Origin of the sequence: Mycobacterium sp. IDR2000157661 (genome assembly GCF_022317005.1) — a bacterium.
GTDB lineage: Bacteria > Actinomycetota > Actinomycetes > Mycobacteriales > Mycobacteriaceae > Mycobacterium.
The window spans coordinates 4,820,487-4,844,908 of record NZ_CP081006.1; the positions used below are offsets into that span (position 1 = coordinate 4,820,487).

Annotated in this window: 27 protein-coding genes; 15 read left to right on the forward strand and 12 right to left on the reverse strand. The window is 68.3% G+C overall.

The annotated features are described in order from the left end of the window. Positions 1–6: 6 nt before the first annotated feature. Positions 7–1,017 (reverse strand): 3-isopropylmalate dehydrogenase, encoded by a 1,011-nt coding sequence (locus K3G64_RS24705; protein WP_238888199.1) that lies wholly within the window; start codon positions 1,015–1,017, stop codon positions 7–9. Then, on the reverse strand, positions 1,014–2,600 hold the full coding sequence (gene serA / locus K3G64_RS24710) for a phosphoglycerate dehydrogenase (RefSeq protein WP_238888201.1): 1,587 nt from the start codon (positions 2,598–2,600) through the stop codon (positions 1,014–1,016). Before serA ends, K3G64_RS24705 begins: the two co-directional genes overlap by 4 nt. A 54-nt stretch (positions 2,601–2,654) precedes the next feature. Between serA and K3G64_RS24715 the strand changes: the two genes are divergently transcribed. From K3G64_RS24715 to K3G64_RS24765, 11 genes are all read left to right on the forward strand, one after another. Next, a complete protein-coding gene (locus tag K3G64_RS24715) occupies positions 2,655–4,085 on the forward strand; it encodes a phytoene desaturase family protein (RefSeq protein WP_238950989.1) in 1,431 nt (476 codons plus the stop codon). A gap of 125 nt (positions 4,086–4,210) precedes the next feature. Next, complete coding sequence (locus K3G64_RS24720; protein ID WP_370647037.1) at positions 4,211–5,350, forward strand: polyprenyl synthetase family protein; 1,140 nt, start codon at positions 4,211–4,213, stop codon at positions 5,348–5,350. After that, positions 5,350–6,867 (forward strand): phytoene desaturase family protein, encoded by a 1,518-nt coding sequence (gene crtI, locus K3G64_RS24725; RefSeq protein ID WP_238888203.1) that lies wholly within the window; start codon positions 5,350–5,352, stop codon positions 6,865–6,867. Before K3G64_RS24720 ends, crtI begins: the two co-directional genes overlap by 1 nt. Continuing rightward, positions 6,864–7,811: a phytoene/squalene synthase family protein gene (locus K3G64_RS24730; RefSeq protein ID WP_238888206.1), complete on the forward strand. Its 948-nt coding sequence runs from the start codon at positions 6,864–6,866 to the stop codon at positions 7,809–7,811. The genes crtI and K3G64_RS24730 overlap by 4 nt, the downstream gene beginning before the upstream one ends. A gap of 2 nt (positions 7,812–7,813) precedes the next feature. After that, positions 7,814–8,161, forward strand: a complete 348-nt coding sequence (locus tag K3G64_RS24735) for a lycopene cyclase domain-containing protein (RefSeq protein WP_238888207.1) — start codon at positions 7,814–7,816, stop codon at positions 8,159–8,161. Continuing rightward, a complete protein-coding gene (locus K3G64_RS24740) occupies positions 8,158–8,487 on the forward strand; it encodes a lycopene cyclase domain-containing protein (protein ID WP_238888208.1) in 330 nt (109 codons plus the stop codon). Before K3G64_RS24735 ends, K3G64_RS24740 begins: the two co-directional genes overlap by 4 nt. Further along, positions 8,484–9,215 (forward strand): class I SAM-dependent methyltransferase, encoded by a 732-nt coding sequence (locus K3G64_RS24745; protein WP_238888209.1) that lies wholly within the window; start codon positions 8,484–8,486, stop codon positions 9,213–9,215. The genes K3G64_RS24740 and K3G64_RS24745 overlap by 4 nt, the downstream gene beginning before the upstream one ends. After that, complete coding sequence (locus K3G64_RS24750) at positions 9,212–9,421, forward strand: hypothetical protein (protein WP_238888210.1); 210 nt, start codon at positions 9,212–9,214, stop codon at positions 9,419–9,421. Before K3G64_RS24745 ends, K3G64_RS24750 begins: the two co-directional genes overlap by 4 nt. Further along, the gene (locus tag K3G64_RS24755; protein ID WP_238888211.1) at positions 9,421–10,428 is read left to right on the forward strand and encodes a DUF5914 domain-containing protein; all 1,008 of its coding nucleotides are present in this window, start codon (positions 9,421–9,423) and stop codon (positions 10,426–10,428) included. Before K3G64_RS24750 ends, K3G64_RS24755 begins: the two co-directional genes overlap by 1 nt. A gap of 38 nt (positions 10,429–10,466) precedes the next feature. Beyond that, positions 10,467–10,676, forward strand: coding sequence for a DUF2945 domain-containing protein (locus tag K3G64_RS24760; RefSeq protein ID WP_238888212.1), 210 nt, complete (start codon positions 10,467–10,469; stop codon positions 10,674–10,676). Positions 10,677–10,680: 4 nt separating this feature from the next. Then, entirely contained in the window at positions 10,681–11,016 is a 336-nt protein-coding gene (locus K3G64_RS24765; RefSeq protein ID WP_238888213.1) for a DUF3140 domain-containing protein, read from the forward strand. On the opposite strand, the gene idi is transcribed toward K3G64_RS24765, so the two are convergent. Then, a complete protein-coding gene (idi, locus tag K3G64_RS24770; protein WP_238888214.1) occupies positions 10,985–11,551 on the reverse strand; it encodes an isopentenyl-diphosphate Delta-isomerase in 567 nt (188 codons plus the stop codon). The two genes, K3G64_RS24765 and idi, sit on opposite strands and share 32 nt — an antisense overlap. A 78-nt stretch (positions 11,552–11,629) precedes the next feature. Beyond that, a complete protein-coding gene (locus K3G64_RS24775) occupies positions 11,630–12,490 on the reverse strand; it encodes a MerR family transcriptional regulator (RefSeq protein WP_238888215.1) in 861 nt (286 codons plus the stop codon). 111 nt (positions 12,491–12,601) lie between these two features. On the opposite strand from K3G64_RS24775, the gene K3G64_RS24780 reads away from it, so the two are divergent. Next, entirely contained in the window at positions 12,602–13,024 is a 423-nt protein-coding gene (locus tag K3G64_RS24780) for a hypothetical protein (protein ID WP_238888216.1), read from the forward strand. A gap of 673 nt (positions 13,025–13,697) precedes the next feature. On the opposite strand, the gene ilvC is transcribed toward K3G64_RS24780, so the two are convergent. Genes ilvC through K3G64_RS24795 form a run of 3 tightly spaced genes read right to left on the reverse strand, consistent with a single transcriptional unit; the run spans position 13,698 to position 17,155 of the window. After that, positions 13,698–14,699 (reverse strand): ketol-acid reductoisomerase, encoded by a 1,002-nt coding sequence (gene ilvC, locus K3G64_RS24785; RefSeq protein WP_238950994.1) that lies wholly within the window; start codon positions 14,697–14,699, stop codon positions 13,698–13,700. Between the two features lie 49 nt (positions 14,700–14,748). Beyond that, entirely contained in the window at positions 14,749–15,255 is a 507-nt protein-coding gene (gene ilvN, locus K3G64_RS24790; RefSeq protein ID WP_238888217.1) for an acetolactate synthase small subunit, read from the reverse strand. Between the two features lie 31 nt (positions 15,256–15,286). Further along, the gene (locus tag K3G64_RS24795) at positions 15,287–17,155 is read right to left on the reverse strand and encodes an acetolactate synthase large subunit (RefSeq protein ID WP_238888218.1); all 1,869 of its coding nucleotides are present in this window, start codon (positions 17,153–17,155) and stop codon (positions 15,287–15,289) included. Between the two features lie 349 nt (positions 17,156–17,504). On the opposite strand from K3G64_RS24795, the gene K3G64_RS24800 reads away from it, so the two are divergent. Beyond that, complete coding sequence (locus K3G64_RS24800) at positions 17,505–17,852, forward strand: PH domain-containing protein (RefSeq protein ID WP_238950996.1); 348 nt, start codon at positions 17,505–17,507, stop codon at positions 17,850–17,852. Here the strand turns inward: K3G64_RS24800 and K3G64_RS24805 are convergent. Beyond that, positions 17,849–18,676 (reverse strand): DoxX family membrane protein, encoded by an 828-nt coding sequence (locus K3G64_RS24805; protein ID WP_238888219.1) that lies wholly within the window; start codon positions 18,674–18,676, stop codon positions 17,849–17,851. The genes K3G64_RS24800 and K3G64_RS24805 overlap by 4 nt on opposite strands. Before the next feature lie 136 nt (positions 18,677–18,812). Here K3G64_RS24805 and K3G64_RS24810 point away from each other — a divergent pair, with 136 nt between their 5' ends. Then, positions 18,813–19,934 carry a PQQ-dependent sugar dehydrogenase gene (locus tag K3G64_RS24810; RefSeq protein WP_238888220.1) on the forward strand — a complete coding sequence of 374 codons (1,122 nt, stop codon included), beginning with the start codon at positions 18,813–18,815 and terminating at the stop codon, positions 19,932–19,934. A 19-nt stretch (positions 19,935–19,953) separates the two neighbouring features. Here K3G64_RS24810 and K3G64_RS24815 read toward each other — a convergent pair whose 3' ends face one another. Then, positions 19,954–20,271, reverse strand: a complete 318-nt coding sequence (locus K3G64_RS24815; protein WP_238888221.1) for a DMT family transporter — start codon at positions 20,269–20,271, stop codon at positions 19,954–19,956. Between the two features lie 2 nt (positions 20,272–20,273). Further along, positions 20,274–21,014 carry an SDR family oxidoreductase gene (locus tag K3G64_RS24820; protein ID WP_238888222.1) on the reverse strand — a complete coding sequence of 247 codons (741 nt, stop codon included), beginning with the start codon at positions 21,012–21,014 and terminating at the stop codon, positions 20,274–20,276. Between the two features lie 97 nt (positions 21,015–21,111). Here K3G64_RS24820 and K3G64_RS24825 point away from each other — a divergent pair, with 97 nt between their 5' ends. Continuing rightward, entirely contained in the window at positions 21,112–21,717 is a 606-nt protein-coding gene (locus K3G64_RS24825) for a TetR/AcrR family transcriptional regulator (protein WP_238888223.1), read from the forward strand. A 2-nt stretch (positions 21,718–21,719) separates the two neighbouring features. Here the strand turns inward: K3G64_RS24825 and gatB are convergent, their stop codons facing one another. Continuing rightward, positions 21,720–23,231 (reverse strand): Asp-tRNA(Asn)/Glu-tRNA(Gln) amidotransferase subunit GatB, encoded by a 1,512-nt coding sequence (gene gatB, locus K3G64_RS24830; RefSeq protein WP_238888224.1) that lies wholly within the window; start codon positions 23,229–23,231, stop codon positions 21,720–21,722. 86 nt (positions 23,232–23,317) lie between these two features. Beyond that, entirely contained in the window at positions 23,318–24,349 is a 1,032-nt protein-coding gene (locus K3G64_RS24835; RefSeq protein ID WP_238888225.1) for an ATP-dependent 6-phosphofructokinase, read from the reverse strand. Positions 24,350–24,422 lie beyond the last annotated feature (73 nt).

Below are 24,422 nucleotides of genomic sequence, written 5' to 3' on the forward strand. Positions count from 1 at the left end.
ACCGGGCTACAGACAGTTCGCGATCCGGTCGCCGACCTCGGTGGTCGACCGCTTCTCGACACCGGCGGTGGCCAGATGCTGCTCGACGGCCTTGTCGACGCGCACGGCCGCTTCCGTTTCGCCGACGTGGGACAGCAGCAGCGCCACGGACATGATCGCCGCGGTCGGGTCGGCGATGCCCTGCCCCGCGATGTCGGGTGCGCTGCCGTGCACGGGTTCGAACATCGACGGGTTGGTCCGCGTCGCGTCGATGTTGCCGCTCGCCGCCAGTCCGATCCCGCCGCACACAGCGGCCGCCAGGTCGGTCACGATGTCGCCGAACAGGTTGTCGGTCACTATCACATCGAACCGGCCCGGGTCGGTGACGAGATGGATGGTGGCCGCGTCGACGTGTTGGTAGGCGACCTCGACGTCGGGGTAGTCGGTGGCCACATCCTGCACTGTGCGCCACCACAGCCCGCCCGCGAACGTCAGCACGTTGTTCTTGTGCACCAGTGTCAGATGCCTACGACGCTGCTGCGCACGCGCGAACGCGTCCTCGACGACGCGACGCACACCGAAGGCGGTATTGACACTGACCTCGGTGGCGATTTCGTGTGGCGTGCCGACCCGAATGGCGCCGCCGGTGCCGGTGTAGGGGCCCTCGGTGCCTTCGCGGACGACGACGAAGTCGATGTCGGGATCGCCGGCCAGTGGGCTGTGCACACCCGGGTAGAGGCGGGCGGGCCGCAGGTTGATGTGGTGGTCGAGCTCGAACCGGGTCCGCAGCAGCAGACCGCGCTCGAGCACGCCGCTGGGCACCGACGGGTCGCCGATAGCACCGAGCAGGATCGCATCGTGGGCACGCAGTTCATCGAGCACCGAGTCGGGCAAGACCTCGCCGGTCGCGTGGTAGCGGCGGGCGCCGAGGTCGTAGGGCGTCTTCTCGACGCCTGGCAGTACCGCATCGAGCACCTTGACGGCTTCGCCGACGACCTCCGGGCCGATGCCGTCGCCGGCGATGATCGCCAGTCTCACGACAGGTCCACCACCTCGAGCAGCTTGGCCCCGACGGCGTCGGCGATCGCGACGCGCACGTCGGCCGGCACGTCACGGTCGATCCGCATCATGATCGTGGCGCCCGGTCCCTCAGCGTCCTCGCTGAGCTGAGCGGCGTGGATGTTGATGTCCGCAGACCCGAGCAACGTACCGATCTTGCCCAGCGTGCCCGGCGCGTCGACGTAGCTGATGATCAGGTAGACGCCCTCGGCGCGCAGATCGAAATTGCGCCCGTTGATCTGGACCACCTTCTCGACTTGCTGCGGCCCGGACAGCGTGCCCGCGACATTGGTCACCGAGCCGTCCTCGGCAACCGCGCGCACGTCGACGACGCTGCGGTGGTTCGGGCTCTCCGACGCGGTGGTGATCTCGGCGGCCAGGCCGCGCTCGGCGGCCAGCGTCGGCGCGTTGACGAAGGTCACCTGTTGGTCGGTCATGGTCGAGAACAGACCGCGCAGCGCTGAGAGTTCAAGGATCCCAACGTCTTCGGAAGCCAGTTCGCCACAGACCCGAACCGTCAGCGATGCGGTGGGCTCGGTCGCCAGCACGCCGACGAGCAGGCCGAGCTTGCGCACCAGGTCCAACCACGGTGCGACCTCCTCGCCGACGACCCCGCCGCCGACGTTGACGGCGTCGGGAACGAACTCGCCGGCCAGCGCGAGCCGCACGCTCGCCGCGACGTCGGTGCCCGCCCTGTCCTGCGCCTCGCCGGTCGACGCACCGAGGTGCGGCGTCACCACGACCTGGGGAAGGTCGAACAGTGGGCTCTCGGTCGTCGGCTCGGTGGCGAACACGTCGATGCCCGCGGCGCGGACGTGGCCGGAGTGGACGGCTTCGGCGAGCGCCTCCTCGTCGATCAGCCCGCCGCGGGCGGCGTTGACGATGATGACGCCGGGCCTGGTCTTGGCCAACGCCTCCTTGCCGATCAGCCCGGCGGTCTCGGGCGTCTTGGGCAGGTGCACGGAGATGAAGTCGGCCCGGCCCAGCAGCTCGTCGAGGGTCAGCAGCTCGATGCCCAACTGGGCGGCGCGGGCGTGCGACACGTAGGGGTCGTAAGCCACCACATGGGTACCGAACGCGGCGAGCCGCTGGGCGACCAGCTGGCCGATGCGGCCCAGTCCGACCACACCGACGGTTTTGCCGTAGATCTCGGTGCCCGAGAACGACGAGCGCTTCCAGGTGCGCGCCCGCAGCGAGGCGTCGGCGGCCGGAATCTCACGGGCGGCGGCCAGCAGCAGAGCCAGCGCGTGCTCGGCGGCACTGTGGATGTTGGACGTGGGGGCGTTGACCACCAGCACCCCGCGCGCGGTGGCTGCGTCCACATCGACGTTGTCGAGCCCAACCCCGGCGCGCGCCACGATCTTGAGCTTGGGCGCCGCGGCCAGCACTTCGGCGTCGACGGTCGTGGCCGAGCGCACCAGCAATGCGTCGGCCTCGCCGACGGCGGCCAGCAGCTTTTGCCGGTCGGGTCCCTCTACCCAGCGGACTTCCACCTGGTCACCCAGGGCGGCGACGGTCGACTCGGCCAGTTTGTCGGCGATCAGAACAACGGGCAGGCTCACGCGGTCAGCCTAATGGGCTTGTAACTAGGGTTGGCGGGTGGGAGAAACGTGAGCGTGGATGTCACCGTGGTCGGCAGCGGACCCAATGGTCTGGCGGCCGCCGTCATCTGCGCCCGCGCCGGTTTGTCGGTCCAGGTCTTCGAGGCTCAGCCCACCCTTGGTGGCGGCGCCAGGACGCTACCGGACCCCGAATACGCCGACATCTCCCACGACGTGTGTTCGGCGGTGCACCCGCTCGCCCTGGCCTCCCCGTTCCTCGCGCAGTTCGACCTGCCCGCCCGGGGTGTGACGCTCGCCGTTCCGGAGGTGTCCTATGCCAACCCGTTGCCGGGTGGGCGCGCCGCGGTCGGCTATCACGACATCGAGCGCACAGCCGCCGAACTGCAACCCGGAGATTCCTGGCGGCGCCTGCTCGGTCCGCTGGTGGACAACGACGACGCGGTGCTCGGCCTGCTGCTCGGCGACAAGCGGTCGGTGCCCACGAATCCGATCGCCGCCGTCCAGGTGGGCCTCCGACTGCTCGAGCAGGGCACGCCCGCGTGGCGCGCGCTGGCCGGGGACGATGCCCGCGCCTTGTTCACCGGCGTTGCCGCACATGTGATTTCGCAGATGCCGTCGCTGGTGTCCGCCGGAGCCGGACTGATGCTGAGCACACTGGCCCACACCGTCGGCTGGCCCATCCCGGTCGGCGGCAGCCAGTCCATCGCCGATGCGCTGGCCGCCGACCTTCGCGCACACGGCGGCACCATCACCACCGGTCACGAAGTCACCGAACCGCCGACGGGTGTCGTGTTCTTCGACACGGCGCCGACCGCATTGCTGAAGATCTACCGCGATGCGGTGCCGTCGGGGTATGCCAGGGCACTGCGGCGCTACCGGTTCGGCCCTGGCGTGGCGAAGGTCGACTTCGTTCTCTCCGAGGAGATTCCGTGGTCGGATGACCGACTGGCGCAGGCGCCGACCCTGCACATGGGCGGCACGCGAGAGCAGATGGCGCATGCCGAACGGGAAGCCGCCGCCGGCAGGCATCCCGAATGGCCGATGGTTCTCGCGGCGCTGCCACACCTGGTCGATCCGAGCCGCATCGACACCGCGGGCCGGCGCCCGCTGTGGACCTACGCACACGTGCCGTCCGGCTCGACCGTCGACCAGACCGAGCAGGTGGCGACGATCTTCGAACGGTTCGCTCCCGGTTTCCGCGACATCGTCGTGGCGGCGCGGTCGGTGCCCGCGTCGCGGCTCGCCAAGCACAACTCCAACCTCGTCGGCGGGGACATCGGCGTCGGCGGGAACACGCTGCTGCACGCGCTGGCCGGACCGACCCCGCGGCTCAACCCGTGGAGCACACCGATCCCCAGGGCGTATCTGTGCTCGTCAGCGACGCCGCCGGGCGGCGGCGTGCACGGGATGTCGGGATACTTCGCCGCCCGAACGGCCCTGCGCCGCGAGTTCGGCATCACGGAGCTGCCCGCCCTCGGACCGTGATCGTCACCGGCCCGTCACATTTCGATGCATTTTCGATGCGTTGATGCGGTAGAACTGGGATATGGCCCGGTTGGCCCACGTCCGATCGGGGTACTTCGTGGTCGCAGAGTTAAAGGGGGCGCGTGTTGAGCGGAATCAATGGACACGCGCGCGTCTCCACGCTGGCGGTGTCGTCGCTCGCCGCCCCGCACAAGGGCCTGCTCACGACGTCTTTCCCGACCTGGCGCGGTTCCCTTCGACGGGCCGTGCTGAGCTCCCTCGGCGAGTTCGTCAGCACGCGCTGCGCCGACGACCTCAGCGCAGCCGGCGTCGACGTCGCCGGTGACGTGCTGATGGCGTTCGTCGACGGCGGCAAGTGCGTGCGCTCGACCTTCGCCTACCTCGGCTGGTTGTGCGGGGCCGACGACGACCATGGCGCGCTGCGGGCGGCGGCGAGTTTCGAACTGTTGCACGCGTTCGCCTTGCTGCAAGATGACGTAATGGATGGGTCGGTGTTACGCCGAGGCCGCCCCGCGGCCCACGTCATATTCGCCCAGTGGCACCGCGACCGCGTGATGTCGGGCTCGGCGGACCGCTTCGGCGAGGCGGCTGCGGTGCTCCTCGGCGACCTCTGCCTGGTGTGGGCACAGCAGATGATGCGGGAAAGCGGCCTCGACAACCCGGCACTGTCGAGGGCGTGGCCGCGTTACGACGCGATGCGGACCGAACTCGCGGTCGGCCAGTTCGCCGACCTGGTCAACGACGCCGCCGGGTTCCCCAAGTGGGACCAGGTCCTCGATGTGCTGCGGCGCAAGTCGGGCAACTACACCGTGCGCAGGCCGCTGGAGATAGGGGCGGCCATGTCCGGATGCGCGCCGGGTGTGTTGGCGCCGCTGAGCCGGTACGGCGAGGCGGTCGGTGAGGCGTTCCAGCTGCGCGACGACGTGCTGGGGATCTTCGGTGCACCGGAGGTCACCGGCAAGCCGACCGGCAGCGACCTGTCCGAGCACAAGGCGACGAGCGTCGTGGTGGCGGCCTACCGGCTCGCCAACGCCACGCTGCGCCGACAGCTGACCCAACTGATGAGCACACCGGACCTCGATTCGGCCGACATCGCCCAGTGGCGGTCGCTGATCGTGGCCACCGGTGCCGTGGAATGGATCGAGGAACTGATCGAGTCACGCCTTAACCAAGCACTCGAGTCCATCGACAGTGCAGCACTGGACTCGCCGATTCGCACCGCACTGGCCGACATGGCCGCCGCCTGCACGGAGCGGGCGGCCTGATGCGCACAGTCGGGGGCAACACCGACCACGTGGTCGTGGTGGGCGCCGGGCTCGCCGGACTGTCGGCGGCTCTGCAACTCGCCGGCCGCGGCCGTGCGGTCACCGTCGTCGAACGGGGCGAACACCCCGGTGGGCGCGTGGGCCGCGCCGACATCGGCGGTTATCGCCTGGATACCGGTCCCACCGTGCTCACGATGCCCGACATCATCGACGACGCATTCGCCGCCGTCGGCGAGACCACCGCGGACCGGCTGGAACTCATCAACGTCGAACCGGCGTATCGGGCATCGTTCGCCGACGGCAGCGGCCTGCACGTGCACAGTGACCCCGACGCGATGGCCGCCGAGATCGAGCGCTTCGCCGGCGCCGGACAGGCCGACGGTTATCGGCGCCTTCGCAACTGGCTGACCAAGCTGTACCAGGTCGAGTTCGACGGGTTCATCGCGTCGAACTTCGACTCGCCGCTGGCGCTGGTGACCCCACAACTGGCCCGCCTGACCGCCATCGGCGGGTTCCGGCGGTGGGACCGGATGGTGCGCCGCTTCATCACTGACGAACGCCTACAGCGGGTGTTCACCTTCCAGGCGCTCTACGCCGGTGTCCCGCCACACCGCGCGCTGGCCGTCTACGCCGTCATCGCCTACATGGACACCATCGCCGGCGTGTACTTCCCGCGCGGCGGTATGCGCGCCCTGCCGGATGGGCTCGCGGCGGCGGCAGCTGACGCGGGAGTCGAATTCCGTTACAACTCAGCGGTTTCCACACTCGAGCGCTCCGGCGACCGGGTGACGGCCGTGTGCACCGAGGCCGGTGACCGGATACCGGCCGATGCGGTTGTGCTGACGACAGAACTGCCCGACACCTACCGGTTGCTCGAACGCACACCGCGGCGACTCCTTCGGCTACGGCCCGCACCGTCGGCGGTGGTTGCGCACGTAGGCTGCCGCGCTGTCGAGTCCGGCGACGCGGGCAGCGACCATCACACCATCGTCTTCGGCGACTCTTGGCGGCAGACGTTCACCGACATCATCGACGACGGCCGGTTGATGACCGACCCGTCACTGTTGGTGACACGACCCACCGCCGGTGATCGGAGCCTGGCGCCTGCCGGCCGCGATCTGCTCTACGTGCTGGCACCGGCACCCAATCTCGATGTCGGCCACGTGGATTGGGCATCCATGCGGAACACCTACGTGAAACAGATGATCGATACCGTGACGGCCAGGCTGCCGCAACTGGGCCGGGACGCCGAGGTGCTGCACGTGGTGGACCCTGCGGAGTGGGCGCGTCAGGGCATGGCCGCGGGCACGCCGTTCGCGTTGGCGCACACCTTCGGCCAGACCGGGCCGTTCCGTCCCGCCAACACGGTGCGCGGCGTCGCCAACGTCGTACTGGCGGGCTCGTCGACCGTTCCCGGAGTCGGCGTGCCCACCGCGATCCTCTCCGGACGGCTGGCCGCCGACCGGATCACCGGCTCGCCGGCCAGGCGGGCCCGGACCCAGGTGGTGCCAACATGATCGGTTCTGAGCTCGATGCCGCGGGCGTCCACGACCCGACCCTGCGCGAGGCGTACCGGCGGTGTCGCTCCATCAACGCCGAGCACGGCAAGACCTTCTTTCTGGCCACCCGGCTGCTCGCGCCCGAGCAGCGGCCCGCCGTGCACGCCTTGTACGGCTTCGCCAGGCGCGCCGACGACATTCTCGACGACTTCGATCCGGTCATCCCGATGAGCGAGCGTGCGGACCGGCTGCAGCGGCTCGCGACCCAACTGTTCAACCGCCTGGTGCAGGGCACCCCCGACGACGACGACCCGTCACTGACGGCCGTCGTGCACTGCGCCCGCCGATACGGGATTCCCTGGGAGCTGTTCGACGATTTCCTCGGCTCCATGCGGATGGACCTGTCGGTCACCGACTACCCCGACCGCGCCGCGCTGGACCGGTACATGTACGGCTCGGCCGAGGTGATCGGGTTGCAGCTGCTGCCCGTGCTGGGCACCGTCGGACCTCGTGAGGAGGCCGCGCCGTATGCCGCGGCGCTGGGAAAGGCGTTCCAGCTCACCAACTTCCTGCGCGACATCGACGAGGACCTGCAGCGCGGACGGGTCTATCTACCTGCCGACGAGTTGGCCGCGCACGGCGTCGACCGCGAACTGCTGATGTGGTGCCATGAGAACCATCGCACCGACGCCAAGGTCCGGCGCGCGCTCGTCGAGCAGCACGCCGTCAACAGGCGTGTGTACGACTACGCCCGAGACGGGATCTCGCTGCTGCGCCCGCGGTCCCGGCCGTGTGTCGCGGCGGCCCTGACCCTCTACTCGGAGATCCTGGACCGCATCGAGGAGATCGATTTCGCGGTGTTCGGCCAACGCGCCACCGTCGGCACCGGCCGTCGTATCCGGGTCGGTGGCGCGGGACTGGTGAAGGGTTGGCGAGCGCGACTGAGTGACCGCGGGGTGTGAGCGTGGATCGCTGGCAGTACCTGTTCGTGCTTGCAGCCTGCCTGGCGATCACCGCACCGCTCGAACTCGCCGGCGCCGGCGTGTACCGGCAAGTCCGCCGGACCGCTGCCGCGGTGCTGCCGGTGGCGGCGTTCTTCGCGGTGTGGGACGTTGTCGCGATCGCCGCCGAGGTGTGGACCTACAACCCGGCCTACGTCATCGGCATCGACGTCCCCGGCGTGATGCCGGTCGAGGAACTGCTGTTCTTCATCGTGATCCCACTGTGCGGCCTGCTGACCTACAACGCCGTCGACACGATTCTGACCTGGCTGCGCAAGCGCATGAGCTCTCGGGCGGAGCACGTCCGGTGACCGGATTCGGCTACACGATTCCCGCCGTGCTCGCAGTGGTCGGCGTCTGCGTGCTGGAGTTCGCGGTGCTGCGTACCGGCCTGTTCCGCCGGGCGTCGTACTGGATCTCGATGGCGATCGTGCTCAGTTTCCAGATCCCCGTCGACGGTTGGCTCACCAAGCTCAGCGCGCCGATCGTCATCTACGACGACAAGCACACCAGCGGCATCCGGTTCCCGTGGGACATCCCCGTCGAGGACTTCTTCTTCGGCTGGGCGATGGTCACGGCCGTGCTGCTGCTGTGGGAGCGACAACGACTGCGCGCACGCAGGAAGGAGACGCCGTGAAAGCGAGCGCCAGCAAGAACCCCGACGATCCCGCCGACGTCCCCGCCGCGTTCGACGACGGCGCCTCCACCTATGACACGTTGGTGGACTCGAACCCCGGATACCATGCGCACCTTCGTATCTCGGCGCAACGGATGGGTCTACCAGGGGCAGGACGCGGCCTTCGCCTGCTCGACGCCGGCTGCGGAACCGGCGCTTCGACCGCGGCGCTGCTGAGCGTGGCGCCACACGCCGAGATCATCGGCGTGGACGGTTCGGCGGGCATGCTGGAGCAGGCGCGGGCCAAGCGCTGGCCGGACACCGTGCGCTTCGTGCACAGCCGCATCGAGGACCTCGCCGACGTCGGAGTCACCGGGCCGTTCGACGGCATCTTCGCCGCCTACCTCGTGCGCAACCTGCCCGATCCGGACAGCCAACTGCGCGAGTTCCGTTCGCTGTTGCGGCCGGGTGCCACACTGGCGGTGCACGAGTACTCGGTCCGCGACTCCCGACTGGCCACCGTCGTCTGGAACTTCGTCTGTGCCGCGATCATCATCCCGAGCGGCCGGCTACGTAGCGGCGACGCGTCGCTGTACCGCTATCTGCGGCGCAGCGTCAACCACTTCGATGGTGCCGAGCGGTTTCGTAAACGACTGCAGGACAACGGATTCACCGGTGTGCGTAGTGAAACGATGCCGGGCTGGCAGCGCGACATCGTGCACACGTTCCTCGCCGAGGCGCCTCGATGACCGGTGTGCCCGACACCGCCGCCCTGCCCGACCGACCAGCAGCGGTGGTGGTCGGTGCGGGCATCGCGGGCCGTGCGGCGTTTCCGGAGACGGGCGGGCGCCCGCCGCTGGACAATGTCAGTGTGCTCGACCATCAGTTGCAGACCCTGCCCACCCGGGGCCGCTCGGCGCCGCTGCGACGACTCGCCGAAAGGCAGCACAGGTAATGGGAATGCTCTCCGACTTCACCGCCAAACTGGCGAAAACCTCGCCGTTCGAGGTGCTTCCGCGGATTCCGTGGTCCAGGCAACTGCCCACCTACACCGAGGCTGAGCCGGCGCTGATCGATTCCGCGCTGCGCCGATCGCAGGCCAGGCCCAGCGGCAACTGGTATGTGTTCGCCGCCAGTGACCGGATCGGGAAACGTCCCGTCGGGGCGACGGTGGCAGGTGTCGAGCTGGTGGCGTGGCGGACGCAAGACGGCAACCTGGCCGTCGGCCCCGCCGCGTGCCCGCACCTCGGGGCGGACCTGTCCACCGGCACCGTCGACGGCGGCACCCTGATCTGCCCGTGGCACGGGTTGCACTTCGACGGCCGCCGTACCTGGGGCTGGCGGCCGTGGCCGGCCTACGACGACGGAGTGCTGGCCTGGGTGCGGCTGGATCACATTGGCGGCGAGACACCAACGGAGACACCGATTCTGCCGCCCCGTCCCGACGGTGCCGGGATCTCGGCCGTGACCCGGCTGGTGGGTACCTGTGAGCCGCGCGACGTCATCGCCAACCGGCTCGACCCGTGGCACGGCGCCTGGTTCCATCCGTACTCGTTCACCCGCCTCGAAGTGCTGTCCGCTCCCGCGCCGGACGATGACCTGCCCGAATCGGCGGACCGGTTCCTGCTGGCTGTCACGTTCCGCATCGGCCGTCTCGGTGTCCCGGTGATCGCCGAGTTCACCACACCCGAACCCCGCACGATCACGATGCGCATCGTCGACGGCGAAGGGGCGGGCAGCGTGGTCGAGACGCACGCCACTCCCCTGGGGGCCGGCCCGGACGGCAAGCCGCGCACCGCGGTGATCGAGGCGGTCATCGCCCATTCCGACCGGCCCGGCTTCGCTCACGCGCTGCCCGGCGCACCGGCGATCCGCCCGCTGATGCGTCTCGCCGCCACCCGGTTGTGGCGTGACGACCTGGCCTACGCCGAACGGCTGTACCACCTGCGGGCCCAGTCCTGAATCTGTTTTGCATCGATGTCGCCGGGTATCCGGCACGTATGAGCAAGGACATCAGCAAGGGCGACAAGGTCCAGTGGAAAAGCCACGGCAGCACGGTCACCGGAACCGTCGAGGAGAAGATCACCGCGGACAAGAAGGCCGCCGGCCGCCAGGTCCGCGCCGACTCGGACAGCCCGCAGTACCGGGTGCGCAGCGACAAGAGCGGCCGCGACGCGGTGCACAAGCCAGACGCGCTGAAGAAGAAGTAACGAGATGGCCGGGTCGTCCGACCACGAGACCACCTACCGGCAGTTCAAGGACACCGTCAACATGACGGCGAACGAACTCGAGAAGTGGCTCGACACCGACGAATCCAACGAAGTCGGGCAGAAGTCCGGCAACAGTGAGTCGACCGGACACGCCAGCGGCAGGCGCATCGTGAAGCTGCTGCAGACCAAGAAGTCAGACTTGGGCGACGATGACTATGCCCACATGCGCACGGTGGTCGGCTACGCGCACCGTCATCTCGCCCAGCGGCCGAACGGCGACGTGAGCGACTCGGCGTGGCGCTACTCGCTCATGAACTGGGGTCACGACCCCTGCAAGTAGTCGGGTCAGCAGCCCGGTCCAGCAGCGGGATCTGCTCCATCGCCCACGGGCTGATCGACCACGGCAGTGCGACGGCCGAGCGGAGCTGCTCCCACGACACCCACATCCAGTCCATGACCTCGTCGGGGTCGGGCGAGACGTGACCATCACAGCGGGCGATGAAGACCGGGCAGATCTCGTTCTCGACGGTTCCGTCGGACGCCACCGCGCGATACCGGAAGTCCGGCAGCGCACACCATAGGGAGTCGATGGCCACACCCAACTCCTGCTGCGCGCGGCGGCGCACCGCGTCCTCGATCTGTTCGCCGGGAGCCGGATGTCCGCAGAACGAGTTGGACCACACCCCCGGCCACGTCAACTTGCCCAGCGCTCGGCGAGACAGCAGCACGCGCCCGTCCCCGGCGAACAGGTAACAGGAGAAGCCCAGATGAAGGGGTGTTTCGGCGTGGTGCACGGTGACCTTTGCTGCCGTGCCGATGTGCCGTCCATCCTCGTCGAGCAGGACCACGGATTCGTCGGTGGTAGCCGTCGTCACGCCAGACACCTCAATGGACACCTCTCATACATACCCACTTACTCATACCGCAATGATGCAAAACCGATGCGGTAGTGCTCACGGCGGGGGCACGCAGTGCTCGACCGCCTCGCGCAGAGTGTGCACCCGGACGGCAGGCGCCACGTCCGTGACCGCCTCCCAGCCGGGGCCGGCGAGAATGACCTGCGCGTCGGCGCCCACCGCGTGAAGGGCTTCCATGTCAGAAGTATCGGGGGTCTGCGACCAGAGCACCACCGTGACTGGCTTCTGCAGCCGGCCGACGGCGTCGGTCAGCGCCGATGGGGGCACATCGGCACCGAGCATCAGCACACCGTGCCCGGCTTCGCCGAGCGCTGCCCGCAGCGCCTCGATCGGCAGCACGTGCGTTTCCCCCGAGGTGCAGGCGAGCACCGTCGACGCCGCGGCGTCCAGCGGGGCGACGGGCAGTCGGTGCAGCGCCCGCGACACCGACCACGACAGCGCGTGTTCGACGTCGACACAGCCGTCGCACTCGGCCTGCTGTTGCACGATGGCGGCGAACGCCGGCCGCACCACCAAGTCCCAGGTGTCGGACACGCCGAAGTGGCGCAGATGCGATTCGAGCAGCTTGCCCAGCGAGACGAGGTCGAGCGCCATGGCGGCCGAAACCACCGAGTCGACGTCGCCGCGCGGCGGCTTGACCGACTCGACAGCCAGGCGCGCGGCGCTGCGAGGGCTGGCGCCCTCGGCGATCAACTCGTGCATCTCCCGAACGATCGTGATGTCGTTCTCGCTGTAGAGCCGATGGCGTCCCGGGCTGTGTTCAGAGGGGCCGACCCCGTAGCGCTGATTCCAACTGCGCAGCGTGGCCGTAGGGACGCCGACGCGTTCGGCCACGACGCGGACGGTGAATTTCGGTGTGTCAGCGTCGTCGGTCACGGCTACCTGCAGATCTCTCAATTTCGTAAGAATATCCTTCAGGGACGCGAACCAACCCCTTCAACGCAAAACCGATGCATTCGTTCGTGAAGTGGATGTACCGGTCCGCCGGAAGCGGGTATGAGTAGCGGCATGGCCGATGAGGACAAGGACAGGCGCCCCGACGGCGTGGACGACGCTACGGTCGAGGCCGTCGGCGCCGTCTCGGAGGCGTTGGAGTGGGTGGAACGTGCGCGCGGTGAGTTGTACTCGTTTCATCAGCTGATGGGTCGCGCGGACCTCCTGCTCGGCGAGGCTTGCGACAAGCTGCGCGACGCCGGCCACCAAGCCGTCGCCGACCGGCTGGAGTCCGAACTCGTGGGCCGCAACGTGCTCTACGGCCGCTGGACGTTCCAGATCGTCGAGGACTTCGACGACAGCTACTGGTCGGTGTTCCGCGACCACGAGCGCCGGGTCCGCGACCAATTACAGGGCGGCGTGCGGCACGTCTTCGAGTCGGAGATGAAGGAGCGGCGCCGGACCCACGGTCGAGAAGGCCACGAGCGCCGGCCCTAGTTGGCCGGTATCTGCGTATACCCCGGCCACCAGATCATGCCTTCTTGCGGCGGGGGCGGCGGTTGCGTGGCCAAGGTCGCTTGCGGGCCGATGACTCCCGGCGGCGGAGGAGGCTGTGTCGCCGCGGTCGCCGGTGGGCCAACTACGCCGCCCCCTGGCGGCGGTGGTGGCGGCGACGGTTGCGGCGGCTCCTGGGTGCTGTTCACGGTCGTGTTGGTGTAGGTCCCGTCGACGTAATTATCGCAGTGTTTGACACCTTTGATATCCAGGTAGCAGCACTTGGAGTACCTTTTGCCTGCGCTGACGGTCGTCGTGTAAGTGCCGCCATTCGCGTTGTCGCATTCGCTGATGATCTGAGATTCAGGGATCGCGTTGCTCACGGGCGCGGTCAACATAATCCCCCCACTGCGATGGCGCCCGCTGCGGCGAGGCCGGCGATGTGTATGAAGCGGCGCAAGATCGTGGACGTACTGGGTGCCATGAGCGCTCCCTGCGTTCGGCGTAAGTGGCCTAGACGCAAAGGTCGAACTTGACGGAAGGTCACGACGACTCGAGTTGGTCGAAGCTAACTATCCGCCTATCGGCTGCTTACGTCCTGCGTATGGATGCCGCTCGTCAGAGTTCTTGACTAAGCAAGTATCGCCCTGCGCACGTCATGCGCCGTTCGATCCTCTTACGCGGTGTCGGTGAGGGGACGGTCGACCCAGCTCATCAGGTCGCGCAGCTTCTTGCCGGTGACCTCGATCGGGTGCTCGGCATTGCGCTTGCGCAGATCCTCCAGCTCCTTGTTGCCGCCCTCGACGTTGGCGACCAGCCGCTTGACGAAGGTGCCGTCCTGGATCTCGGCGAGGATCTGCTTCATGCGGTCCTTGGTGCCGGAATCGATGACGCGCGGACCGGACAGGTACCCGCCGAACTCCGCGGTGTCGGACACCGAGTAGTTCATCCGCGCGATGCCGCCCTCGTACATCAGGTCGACGATCAGCTTCAGCTCGTGCAGCACCTCGAAGTACGCCAGTTCGGGCGCGTAACCCGCCTCGACCATGACGTCGAAGCCGGTCTTGACCAGTTCCTCGGTGCCGCCGCACAACACGGCCTGCTCGCCGAAGAGGTCGGTCTCCGTCTCGTCCTTGAAGGTCGTCTTGATGACGCCGGCGCGGGTGCCGCCGATGCCCTTGGCGTACGAGAGCGCCAGGGCCTCGCCTTCACCCTTGGGATCCTGGTCGATCGCGATCAGGCAGGGCACGCCCTTGCCGTCGACGAACTGGCGACGGACCAGATGCCCGGGCCCCTTCGGTGCGACCATGCCGATGGTGACGTTGGCGGGCGGCTTGATGAGGTTGAAGTGGATGTTCAGCCCGTGGCCGAAGAACAGTGCGTTGCCGTCCTCGAGATTCGGCTCGATGTCATTGGCGAAGATCTCGGCCTGGGCGGTGTCGGGTGCCAGCAGCATGATGACGTCGGCCCACTTGGCCACCTCGGCGGGCGTGTCGACCTCCAGACCCTGCTCGGTGACCTTATCGCGCGACTTGGACCCTTCCTTGAGGCCGACCTTCACCTGCACGCCGGAGTCGCGCAGGCTCAGTGAGTGCGCATGGCCCTGGCTGCCGTAGCCGATGACGCCGACCTTGCGGCCCTGGATGACCGACAGGTCCGCGTCGTCGTCATAGAACATCTCTGGGGTTGATGCCACGTTGTTTCCTTATCTGTCAACTGGTTTGGGCTTACTTGGCTGTGCCGATGCCGCGCGGACCGCGGGCCAGCGACACCACTCCGGACTGCACGAGCTCGCGGATACCGTACGGCTCCAGCACCCGAAGCAGCGCCTCGAGCTTGCCGGGGGTGCCGGTCGCCTCGATCGTCAGTGACTCGGTCGACACGTCGACGACCTTGGCGCGGAACAGGTTCACCGCCTCGATGACCTGGCCTCGGGTCGAGGCGTCGGTGCGCACCTTGATCAGCGCGAGCTCGCGTGCGACGGAGTTGTCGTCCTCCTGCTCGACGATCTTGATCACGTTCACCAGCTTGTTGAGCTGCTTGGTGATTTGCTCGAGCGGCGCGTCCTCGACGCTGACGACGATGGTCATCCGCGACATGTCCTTCTGCTCGGTCGCACCGACCGCCAACGACTCGATGTTGAACCCACGCCGCGAGAACAGCGATGCGACGCGCGCCAGGACACCCGGCTTGTCCTCGACGAGCACCGAAAGCGTGTGCGTGCTGGTACCCATCAGCGCTCTCTCTTCTTCGCGCAAGCGCTCATCAGGCGTGCCCCTCTTCCGGATCGTCGAACAGCGGACGGATTCCCCGCGCGGCCTGGATCTCGTCGTTGCTGGTGCCTGCGGCGACCATCGGCCACACCTGGGCGTCGGCGCCGACGATGAAGTCGATCACCACCGGACGGTCGTTGATCTCGCGGGCCTGGCGGATGATGTCCTCGACGTCTTCGGGGCGCTCACAACGCAACCCGACACAGCCGAGCGCTTCGGCCAGCTTGACGAAGTCGGGAATGCGATGTGAGTGGGTGGCCAGATCGGTTTGGCTGTACCGCTCCCCGTAGAACAGGGTCTGCCACTGGCGCACCATACCGAGGTTGCCGTTGTTGATGATGGCGACCTTGATCGGCGCGCCCTCCACCGCGCAGGTGGCCAACTCCTGGTTGGTCATCTGGAAGCATCCGTCACCGTCGATAGCCCACACCTCGGCCTCGGGACGGCCGAACTTGGCGCCCATCGCCGCGGGCACCGCATAACCCATGGTGCCCAGGCCGCCGGAGTTCAACCAGGTCTTCGGCTTCTCGTAGGAGATGAACTGCGCGGCCCACATCTGGTGCTGGCCGACGCCGGCGACGTATACGGCCTCGGGTCCGGCCATCCTGCCCAGCGTCTCGATCACATACTCCGGTGAGAGGCTGCCGTCGCTCTGCGGGCCGTAGCTCAACGGGTACGTCGACTGCACCCCGCGCAGGTACTCCAGCCAGTTGTCGATCCTGAGGTCACCGGCCGTTCCATCCCGGCGCAGCGCGGCGACCAGGTCGGTGATGACGTTGCGGACGTCACCGACGATCGGCACGTCGGCGTGGCGGTTCTTGCCGATCTCGGCGGGATCGATGTCGGCGTGGATCACCTTGGCCTCGGGCGCGAAGGAATCCAGCTTGCCGGTCACCCGGTCGTCGAAGCGGGTGCCCAGCGCGATCAACAGGTCGCTGCGCTGGAGGGCGGCCACCGCGGCCACCGTGCCGTGCATCCCGGGCATGCCCATGTTCAGCGCGTGGCTGTCCGGGAACGCGCCACGAGCCATCAACGTGGTGACCACCGGAATGCCCGTCAGCTCCGCCAGCTCGAGCAGTTCGTCGGTGGCTTCCCCGCGGATCACGCCGCCGCCGACGTACAGCACCGGCTTGCGGGCGGTCGCCATGAGCTTGGCCGCCTCGCGGATCTGGCGGTTGTGCGGCTTGGTGTTCGGCTTGTAGCCGGGCAGGTCGAACCGCGGGGGCCAGGTGAACGCGCACGGGCCCTGCAGGATGTCCTTCGGGATGTCCACCAACACCGGCCCGGGTCGGCCGGTCGCGGCGATGTGGAACGCCTCGGCGATCACCCGTGGGATGTCGTCGCCGTTGCGCACCAGGAAGTTGTGCTTGGTGATCGGCATGGTGATGCCGGAGATGTCGGCCTCCTGGAACGCGTCGGTGCCGATGAGGCCGCGTCCGACCTGGCCTGTGATCGCCACCACCGGAATGGAGTCCATGTGGGCGTCGGCCAGCGGCGTCACCAGGTTGGTCGCACCCGGACCGGAGGTGGCCATCATGACGCCCACCTTGCCCGTGGCGTGCGCGTACCCGCTGGCGGCGTGACCGGCGCCCTGTTCATGGCGGACCAGCACGTGGCGCAGCTTCTGCGAGTCGAACAGCGGGTCGTAGACCGGCAGCACTGCGCCACCGGGGATACCGAAGATCGTGTCGACGTCGAGTTCCTCCAGCGAGCGGATCACGGCCTGGGCGCCCGTGAGTTGCTGTGGCGCAACGTGATTCGATTGGGTGGAAGCCGGTCGCGGGGTCGGCTGCGGGGCGTGTCCGTCATCGGGGACGGTAGCCGCCTCCTGCTCCAGCGGTCGGGTGGTGGGGGCGCTCACGGTGTTCGTTCTCCTAAATCCTGTTCCGGATCCGTCTTCCAGGGTCTCAAATCGGTGGTCGGGCAAGAAAAAACCCCCGCCAGCGGGCTGCTGTACGAGGGTCGCGCGTCGATGCGGGTGGCTATGCCCGAGTGCAGGCAAGCGCGGCATCAACGCGCTTCCCAATTACTACGAGCCGGGTCTGCATAACCGTCGACGGTAGCCTCCGCACTGGTCACTGGTCAAATTCCCGGCCCCGCCGGGGTGGTCAAATTCCCGGCCCCGCCGGGCTCAGTCGGCTTCCCGCCACCCGTGGGAAGATGGTCCGGTGAGCTCCGACCCCGGCCGCGTCGTCCTCAAGATCTCGCCGATGGCCCATTTCGCGGTCGCCTTCCTGGCGCTGAGCCTGCTCGCGCTGGTGCTCGCAAGCCCCGCCTGGGTCGCCGTCCTGCTGGTCATCCCGATCGTCGCGTCGGCCTACATCGTGCGCAACCAGACGGTCGCCGACCAGGAGACGCTGACCGCGCGCACCCTGCTGGGCAGCGAGACGGTCACCTGGGACGACATCGACGGGCTGCGGTTCGGCAAGCGCTCGTCGGCCTACGCCCACCTCAAGGACGGACGCGACCTGCGACTGCCCGCGGTGACTTTTGCCACGCTGCCGCAGTTGACCGAGGCCAGCGGCGGGCGCGTGCCCAACCCCTACGCGCGCGATTAGCCAAACGGGTTGCCGCCGTTGAGCAGCACCCAGATCGCGACGCCTGCGCCCGCGCCGAGCAGCAACGCCGCCACCGAGCCGATGAACGGCCGTCGCGCCCAGCCACGGCCGGCGTCGAACCCGTAGCGGCCGGGACCGGTCAGGATGAGCGCGGCGACGGCGCCGAGGACGAACACCTGGTACTCGTGACCGTCGGTGAGGAACTCCGACAGCCGGGCGGCCTCGTGGGCGGCCATCGCCTCGGCCAGCACGCCCGTCGTCAGGTAGGCCAGCGCCCCGGCGGCGGCCAGCGGGGTGAACAGCCCGAGCAACAGCAGCAGACCCGCGGCGATCTGGCCGAACGTCGCGACATAAGTGAGGATGTCGGCGTAGCGGAAGCCCATGTCGGCCAGGCTGGCTTCCCAGCCGCCCAGGCCCGGCCCGCCCCATAGGCCGAAAGCCTTCTGCAGACCGTGCGCAAGGAACAGCGTGCCGACCAGCAGGCGCAGGAGCAGCAGGCCGAGATCGAGGGTGCCGCGCTTGTCGGCGGCCCGGTGCTGGTCGGGTTCGATCTCGGTCGGCTCGGCCCCGAAGGCGGGCAGCGCCTGCCTGCCGCCCGGCTGCACGTAGGGCAGCGGTTCGGGATCGTTGAGCAATCCGAAGGCGGGATTGGCCGGTGCGGACTGCTGGGCGTCATAGTGCGGGATCGCGGTGGTCTCGAAGTCGCCCGCGTAGTGGGCGGAGGGCAGATCGTCCTCGGGATCGACCAGGCTCGCCGACACCGGCCGCCCAGCCGCATCGTCGGGCCGCTGCCAGGCGCGTGGGTCATGGGGGTGACTGGTCACACAGCCAGCGTAAGTGCAAGTCACCCGGTAGCCGCGGATTGGCGCGGCGCTTCAGGCCACTATTCGCCGCCCGGTCGCGCCGTGCGGTCTTGGTGTGCGTGGCGCGCACCGCCGACTGATCCGTAACCTGGCTCGCATGAGACAGCGCCGGCCGATGCGGGGTGTGCTCGCCGTGTTGTGCGCGGCGTTGCTCGCCGGGTCCGGGTGTGCCCGGTTCGACGACGCCCAGTCGCAGCCGTTCACCACCGAACCGGAGCTGGCGCCCCCGGAACAGTCCACGCCGCCACCCCCGCCGCCGTTGCCGCCGACGCCGTTCCCGAAGGAGTGCCCCGCGCCGGGCGTCATGCAGGGCTGCCTGGAGAGCACCAGCGGTCTGATCATGCTGCCCGACAGCCAGTCCGCTCTGGTCGCCGAGCGGAACACCGGCGCGGTGAAGGAAGTCTCGGTCCGGGCCGAACCCAAGGTCAAGACCACGATCCCGGTCGACCCGTCCGGCGACGGCGGGCTGATGGACATCGTGCTCTCACCGACCTATCAGCAGGACCGGCTGATGTACGCCTACATCAGCACCCCCACCGACAACCGGGTGGTCCGCATCGCCGACGGCGACATCCCCAAGCCGATTCTCACCGGTATCCCGAAGGGCGCCAGCGGCAACATGGGCTCGTTGATCTTCACCAGCCCGACCACCCTGCTCGTGCAGACCGGTGATGCGGGCAACCCTGCCGACGCCGCCAATCCCGCCTCGCTGGCGGGCAAAGCGCTGCGCATCGAGCAGCCCACCACGGTCGACCAGGCGCCGACCACCACCGCACTGTCGGGCCTCGGCCCAGCGGGCGGCACGTGTGTCGATCCCTCCGACGGCTCGCTCTACATCACCGACCGCACCCCGACCGGCGACCGGTTGCAGCGCATCACCGAGGACTCGACCATCTCCACCGTGTGGACGTGGCCGGACCGACCCGGGGTGGCCGGCTGCGCGGCCCTCGACGGCACCGTGCTGGTCAACCTCGTGGACACCAAGCAGACCGTCGCGGTGCGGTTGGCGCCGGACACCGGGGCCGTCACCGGCGACCCCGAGGTGGTGCGCCAGGACCAGCACGGACACGCCTGGGCGCTGGCGCTTTCACCCGACGGCAACGTCTGGGGCGCCACGGTCAACAAGACCGCCGGTGACGCCGAGCGCCTCGACGACGTGGTCTTCCCGCTCTTCCCGCAGGGCGGCGGCTTCCCACGGCAGAACGCGGACAATACGTAACCGGTTTCGCTGCCGGCGATCAGCCATCGACGATCCGCAAACCGACGATCCCGGCGACGATCACCGCCAGGAACACCATTCGTGCCACGCTGACCGTCTCACCCAGCAGCACGATGCCGGCGATCGCGACGCCGACCGCGCCGATGCCGACCCAGACCGCATAGCCGGTGCTCGCGGGCAGCTGCCGCAGTGCCACGGCCAGCAGCAGAAAGCTGAGCACTGCCGCACCGACGCCGACCATGCCGGGCCCCAGCCGGGTGAAGCCGTCGGACAGTTTCAGCGCGATGGCCCAGACGACTTCGAGCAACCCCGCGACGGCGAGGATGATCCACGCCATCGTCAGGCGTTCGTTCCGCCGTCAACGGTCAGCACCGCGCCGGTGATGTTGGCCGCACCGGCCCCCGCCAGGAACGCAACGGCATCGGCGATGTCCCCCGCAGCGGCGTATCTGCCCAGCGCGCTCAGCGCCCGCTGACCGTCGGCATCGGGTGCGTCGGCGGGGTTCATATCGGTGTCGGTGCTGCCCGGTTGAACGAGGTTGACGGTGATGTCCCGGTCGCCGAGATCGCGGGCCAGGCCCTTGGTGAAGCCGATGAGCGCCGACTTGCTCATCGCGTAGAGGGTGACCCCCGGAAAGGGCACGCGCTCAGCCAGATTGCTGCCGATGCTGACGATGCGCCCGCCCGGCGGCAGGTGCCCCACTGCGGCCTGACTCGCCAGAAACGCTGCCCGGGCGTGGACTGCGAGCGCGCGATCGATCTCCTCGATCGACACCTCCTCGACAGGACCGAACGGGAAGATGCCGGCGTTGTTGACCAGGATGTCGAGCCTGCCGAACGTCGCGACGGTCTGCTCCACCGCGGCCAGCACCTCGTCGGCGGCCCCGCTGTCGGCCCTGATCGCCGAAGCGCGCCTGCCCTTGGCGGCGATCCGCTCGGCCACCTCGTCGGCGCGCTCCCTGGATCGGGCGTAGGTCACGGCCACATCGGCCCCGAGATCGGCGAGCCGTTCGGCGATCGCGGCCCCGATCCCCCGGCTGCCGCCGGTCACCAACGCCGCCTTTCCCGTCAGATCATGCATCGCACACTCCTTTTTGTATCGTTTGATACACAAGTATCGACGCAGGCTAGACTTGTCAACGGTTTTCTTGTCGTTCGTTACAGAAAGAGGCTGGGAGATGGCCCAACGCGGCAGGCCCCGCGCCTTCGACCGCGGCACCGCGCTGCACCAGGCCATGGAGGTGTTCTGGGAGCACGGCTACGAGGGCGCCTCCATCAGCGACCTGACGTCGGCGATGGGCATCAACTCGCCGAGCCTGTATGCGGCGTTCGGCTCAAAGGAAGAGCTCTTCCGCGAGGCGACGGCCCACTACAACGAGACGTTGGGCGCCACCGCAGCGCACGAACTGCGGGAACAGCCCACCGCGCGGCAGGCCATCGCGGCGGTACTACGCCACCACGCCGTCGTCTTCTGCGACTCCGACAACCCCCGCGGTTGCATGATCGTGCTCTCCGCGACGACGTGTACCGAGCGCACCCGATCAGTGCACGAGCACCTCGCGGGCCTGCGCATGGAATTGGAGAAGGACTTCGCCGATCGCATCGCCCGCGGGGTCGCCGACGGCGACGTGCCCCCCGGCGCCGATGTGGCGGCGATCGCCGCGTTCTACAACACGATCAACCACGGCATGGCGATCCAGGCCCGCGACGGCGCGGACAGCGCCAAGCTGTCCGCGATCGCCGAGGCCGCGATCGCGGCGTGGGACGGCCTGGTCGGCGCCTGACCTCAGTTACAGGCGGCCAGCACCAACTCGCGGACCCGCGCCGCGTCGGCCTGTCCCTTGGTGGCCTTCATCACCGCGCCGACGATCGCGCCCGCGGCCTGCACCTTGCCGCCGCGGATCTTCTCGACCACGTCGGGGTTGGCGGCCAGCGCCTCGTCGACGGCGGCCTGCAGCGCCGAGTCGTCACGCACCAGCTCGAGCCCGCGGTCCCTCATCACCTGCTCGGGCTCACCTTCTCCGGCCAGCACCCCCTCGACCACCTGGCGCGCCAGCTTGTTGGACAGCTTGCCGTCGTCGACGAGCTTGACCACCGCCGCAACCTGCGCCGGCGTGATCGGCAAGTCCGACAACGACACCCCGTCTACTCCGGTTTCCTTGGCCTTTTGCACCAAAAAGTTTCCCCACCAGGCGCGCGCGGCCTCACTGGAGGCACCGTGGCCGACCGTGGCCGCGATCAAATCCAGGGCGCCGATGTTGATGAGGTCGCGCATCACCTCGTCGGAGACGCCCCAGTCGTCCTGGATTCGCTTGCGCAACACCCACGGCAGTTCCGGGATCGTCCCGCGGAGCTTCTCGACCAGTTCGGCGTCGGCGGCCACGGGCTCGAGGTCCGGCTCGGGGAAGTACCGGTAATCCTGGGCAGTCTCCTTGCTGCGGCCCGGCGAGGTATAGCCGTCCTCGTGAAAGTGCCGAGTCTCCTGAATGACTCGGCCGCCGGAGTCGAGAACCGCTGCCTGACGGCGCATCTCGTAGCGCACTGCGATCTCGACGCTTTTCAGCGAGTTGACGTTCTTGGTCTCGGTGCGGGTGCCGAACTCGGCCTGCCCGATCGGCTTCAACGATACGTTCGAATCGCAGCGCATCGACCCCTGATCCATCCGGACGTCGGAAACGCCTAAGCCGCGCAACAGATCTCGCAACGCCGTCACATAGGCGCGGGCGATCTCGGGTGCGCGCTCGCCGGTGCCCTCGATGGGCTTGGTGACGATCTCGATCAGCGGCACGCCGGAGCGGTTGTAGTCGATCAGCGAGGTCGTCGCACCCTCGATGCGGCCGGTCTCGCTGCCGAGGTGGGTCAGCTTGCCGGTGTCCTCCTCCATGTGGGCGCGCTCGATCTCCACCCGCCAGGTGGAGCCGTCGTCGAGCGGCACGTCGAGGTAGCCGTTGATCGCGATGGGCTCGTCGTACTGGCTGATCTGGTAGTTCTTCGGCATGTCCGGATAGAAGTAGTTCTTCCTGGCGAACCGGCACCACGGCACGATCTCGCAGTTGAGCGCCAGCCCGATGCGGATCGCCGACTCGACGGCGGTCTGGTTGAGCACCGGCAGCGAGCCAGGCAGGCCGAGGCAGACCGGACAGACCTGGGTGTTGGGTTCGGCGCCGAACCTGTTGGCGCAGCCGCAGAACATCTTGGTCGCCGTGGACAGCTCGACGTGCACTTCAAGGCCCAATACCGGCTCGTAGCGTGCGACGACGTCGTCATAGTCCAGCAGTTCGGCGGTCGCAGCAGTCATGCGACCGATCCTAGTGCCGTTGATTCTGCGCTCAGGGCGGTGGCCACTCGCACTTGCGCACCGTAGGCGCAGAGTCAACGCGGCATTCAGCCGAAGAACTCGGCCGCGTCGTCGTAACGGCTCTGCGGCACGAGCTTGAGCTGCCGGGTGGCGTCGGCCAGTGGCACCCGGCCGATCTCCTGGCCGCGCAGCGACACCATCATCCCGTACTCCCCCGCGTGGGCGGCGTCGGCGGCGTTCACCCCGAAGCGGGTCGCCAGTACCCGGTCGTAGGGGGTGGGTGTACCGCCGCGCTGGACGTGGCCGAGCACCGTCACCCGCACCTCTTTGTTGATGCGCTTCTCCACCTCGAGCGCGAGCTGCTGGGCGACGCCGGTGAACCGCTCGTGGCCGAATTCGTCGAGACCGCCTTCCCGTAACTGCATCGACCCCTCGGCGGGCTTGGCGCCCTCGGCCACCACGCAGATGAAATGCGCATCACCGCGAACGAAGCGGCTCTTGATCAACCGGCAGACTTCTTCGATGTCGAAGGGCTGCTCGGGAATCAACGTCATGTGCGCGCCCGAAGCGAGCCCGGCATTGAGCGCGATCCAGCCCGCGTGCCTGCCCATCACCTCGACGAGCATCACCCGCTGATGCGATTCGGCCGTGCTGTGCAGCCGGTCGATGGCCTCGCTGGCCACCCCCAGCGCCGTGTCGTGACCGAACGTCACATCGGTGCAGTCGATGTCGTTGTCGATGGTCTTGGGCACCCCGACCACCGGGACGTTTTCCTCGGAAAGCCAGTGCGCCGCGGTGAGCGTGCCCTCCCCGCCGATCGGGATGAGCACGTCGATGCCGTTGTCGTCGAGGGTCTGCTTGATCTGGTCCAGACCGGCACGCAGCTTCTCCGGATGCACGCGTGCCGTGCCGAGCATGGTGCCGCCCTTGGCCAGCAGCCGGTCATTGCGATCGTCGTTCTTCAGCTGCACGCGCCGGTTCTCCAGCAGCCCGCGCCAACCGTCTTGGAAGCCCACCACCGACGAGCCGTAGCGCACGTCGCAGGTCCGGACCACCGCCCGGATCACCGCGTTCAGTCCAGGACAGTCACCACCGCCGGTCAGCACTCCGATACGCATGTCCCCATCCTCCCCGAGCGCACGGATATTTGCGCCCCCTGTCGATGTTTGGGTACGACAACCGCGCGCTCGG

Excerpts from the sequence above, each read along its gene's own strand:
- crtI (WP_238888203.1), top strand. The coding sequence starts at position 5,350 with ATGCGCACAGTCGGGGGCAACACCGACCACGTGGTCGTGGTGGGCGCC.
- K3G64_RS24730 (WP_238888206.1), top strand. The coding sequence starts at position 6,864 with ATGATCGGTTCTGAGCTCGATGCCGCGGGCGTCCACGACCCGACCCTG.
- K3G64_RS24750 (WP_238888210.1), top strand. The coding sequence starts at position 9,212 with ATGACCGGTGTGCCCGACACCGCCGCCCTGCCCGACCGACCAGCAGCG.
- K3G64_RS24755 (WP_238888211.1), top strand. The coding sequence starts at position 9,421 with ATGGGAATGCTCTCCGACTTCACCGCCAAACTGGCGAAAACCTCGCCG.
- K3G64_RS24760 (WP_238888212.1), top strand. The coding sequence starts at position 10,467 with ATGAGCAAGGACATCAGCAAGGGCGACAAGGTCCAGTGGAAAAGCCAC.
- K3G64_RS24765 (WP_238888213.1), top strand. The coding sequence starts at position 10,681 with ATGGCCGGGTCGTCCGACCACGAGACCACCTACCGGCAGTTCAAGGAC.
- K3G64_RS24780 (WP_238888216.1), top strand. The coding sequence starts at position 12,602 with ATGGCCGATGAGGACAAGGACAGGCGCCCCGACGGCGTGGACGACGCT.
- ilvC (WP_238950994.1), bottom strand. The coding sequence starts at position 14,699 with ATGTTCTATGACGACGACGCGGACCTGTCGGTCATCCAGGGCCGCAAG.
- ilvN (WP_238888217.1), bottom strand. The coding sequence starts at position 15,255 with ATGGGTACCAGCACGCACACGCTTTCGGTGCTCGTCGAGGACAAGCCG.
- K3G64_RS24800 (WP_238950996.1), top strand. The coding sequence starts at position 17,505 with ATGGCCCATTTCGCGGTCGCCTTCCTGGCGCTGAGCCTGCTCGCGCTG.
- K3G64_RS24810 (WP_238888220.1), top strand. The coding sequence starts at position 18,813 with ATGAGACAGCGCCGGCCGATGCGGGGTGTGCTCGCCGTGTTGTGCGCG.
- K3G64_RS24815 (WP_238888221.1), bottom strand. The coding sequence starts at position 20,271 with ATGGCGTGGATCATCCTCGCCGTCGCGGGGTTGCTCGAAGTCGTCTGG.
- K3G64_RS24820 (WP_238888222.1), bottom strand. The coding sequence starts at position 21,014 with ATGCATGATCTGACGGGAAAGGCGGCGTTGGTGACCGGCGGCAGCCGG.
- K3G64_RS24825 (WP_238888223.1), top strand. The coding sequence starts at position 21,112 with ATGGCCCAACGCGGCAGGCCCCGCGCCTTCGACCGCGGCACCGCGCTG.
- gatB (WP_238888224.1), bottom strand. The coding sequence starts at position 23,231 with ATGACTGCTGCGACCGCCGAACTGCTGGACTATGACGACGTCGTCGCA.
- K3G64_RS24835 (WP_238888225.1), bottom strand. The coding sequence starts at position 24,349 with ATGCGTATCGGAGTGCTGACCGGCGGTGGTGACTGTCCTGGACTGAAC.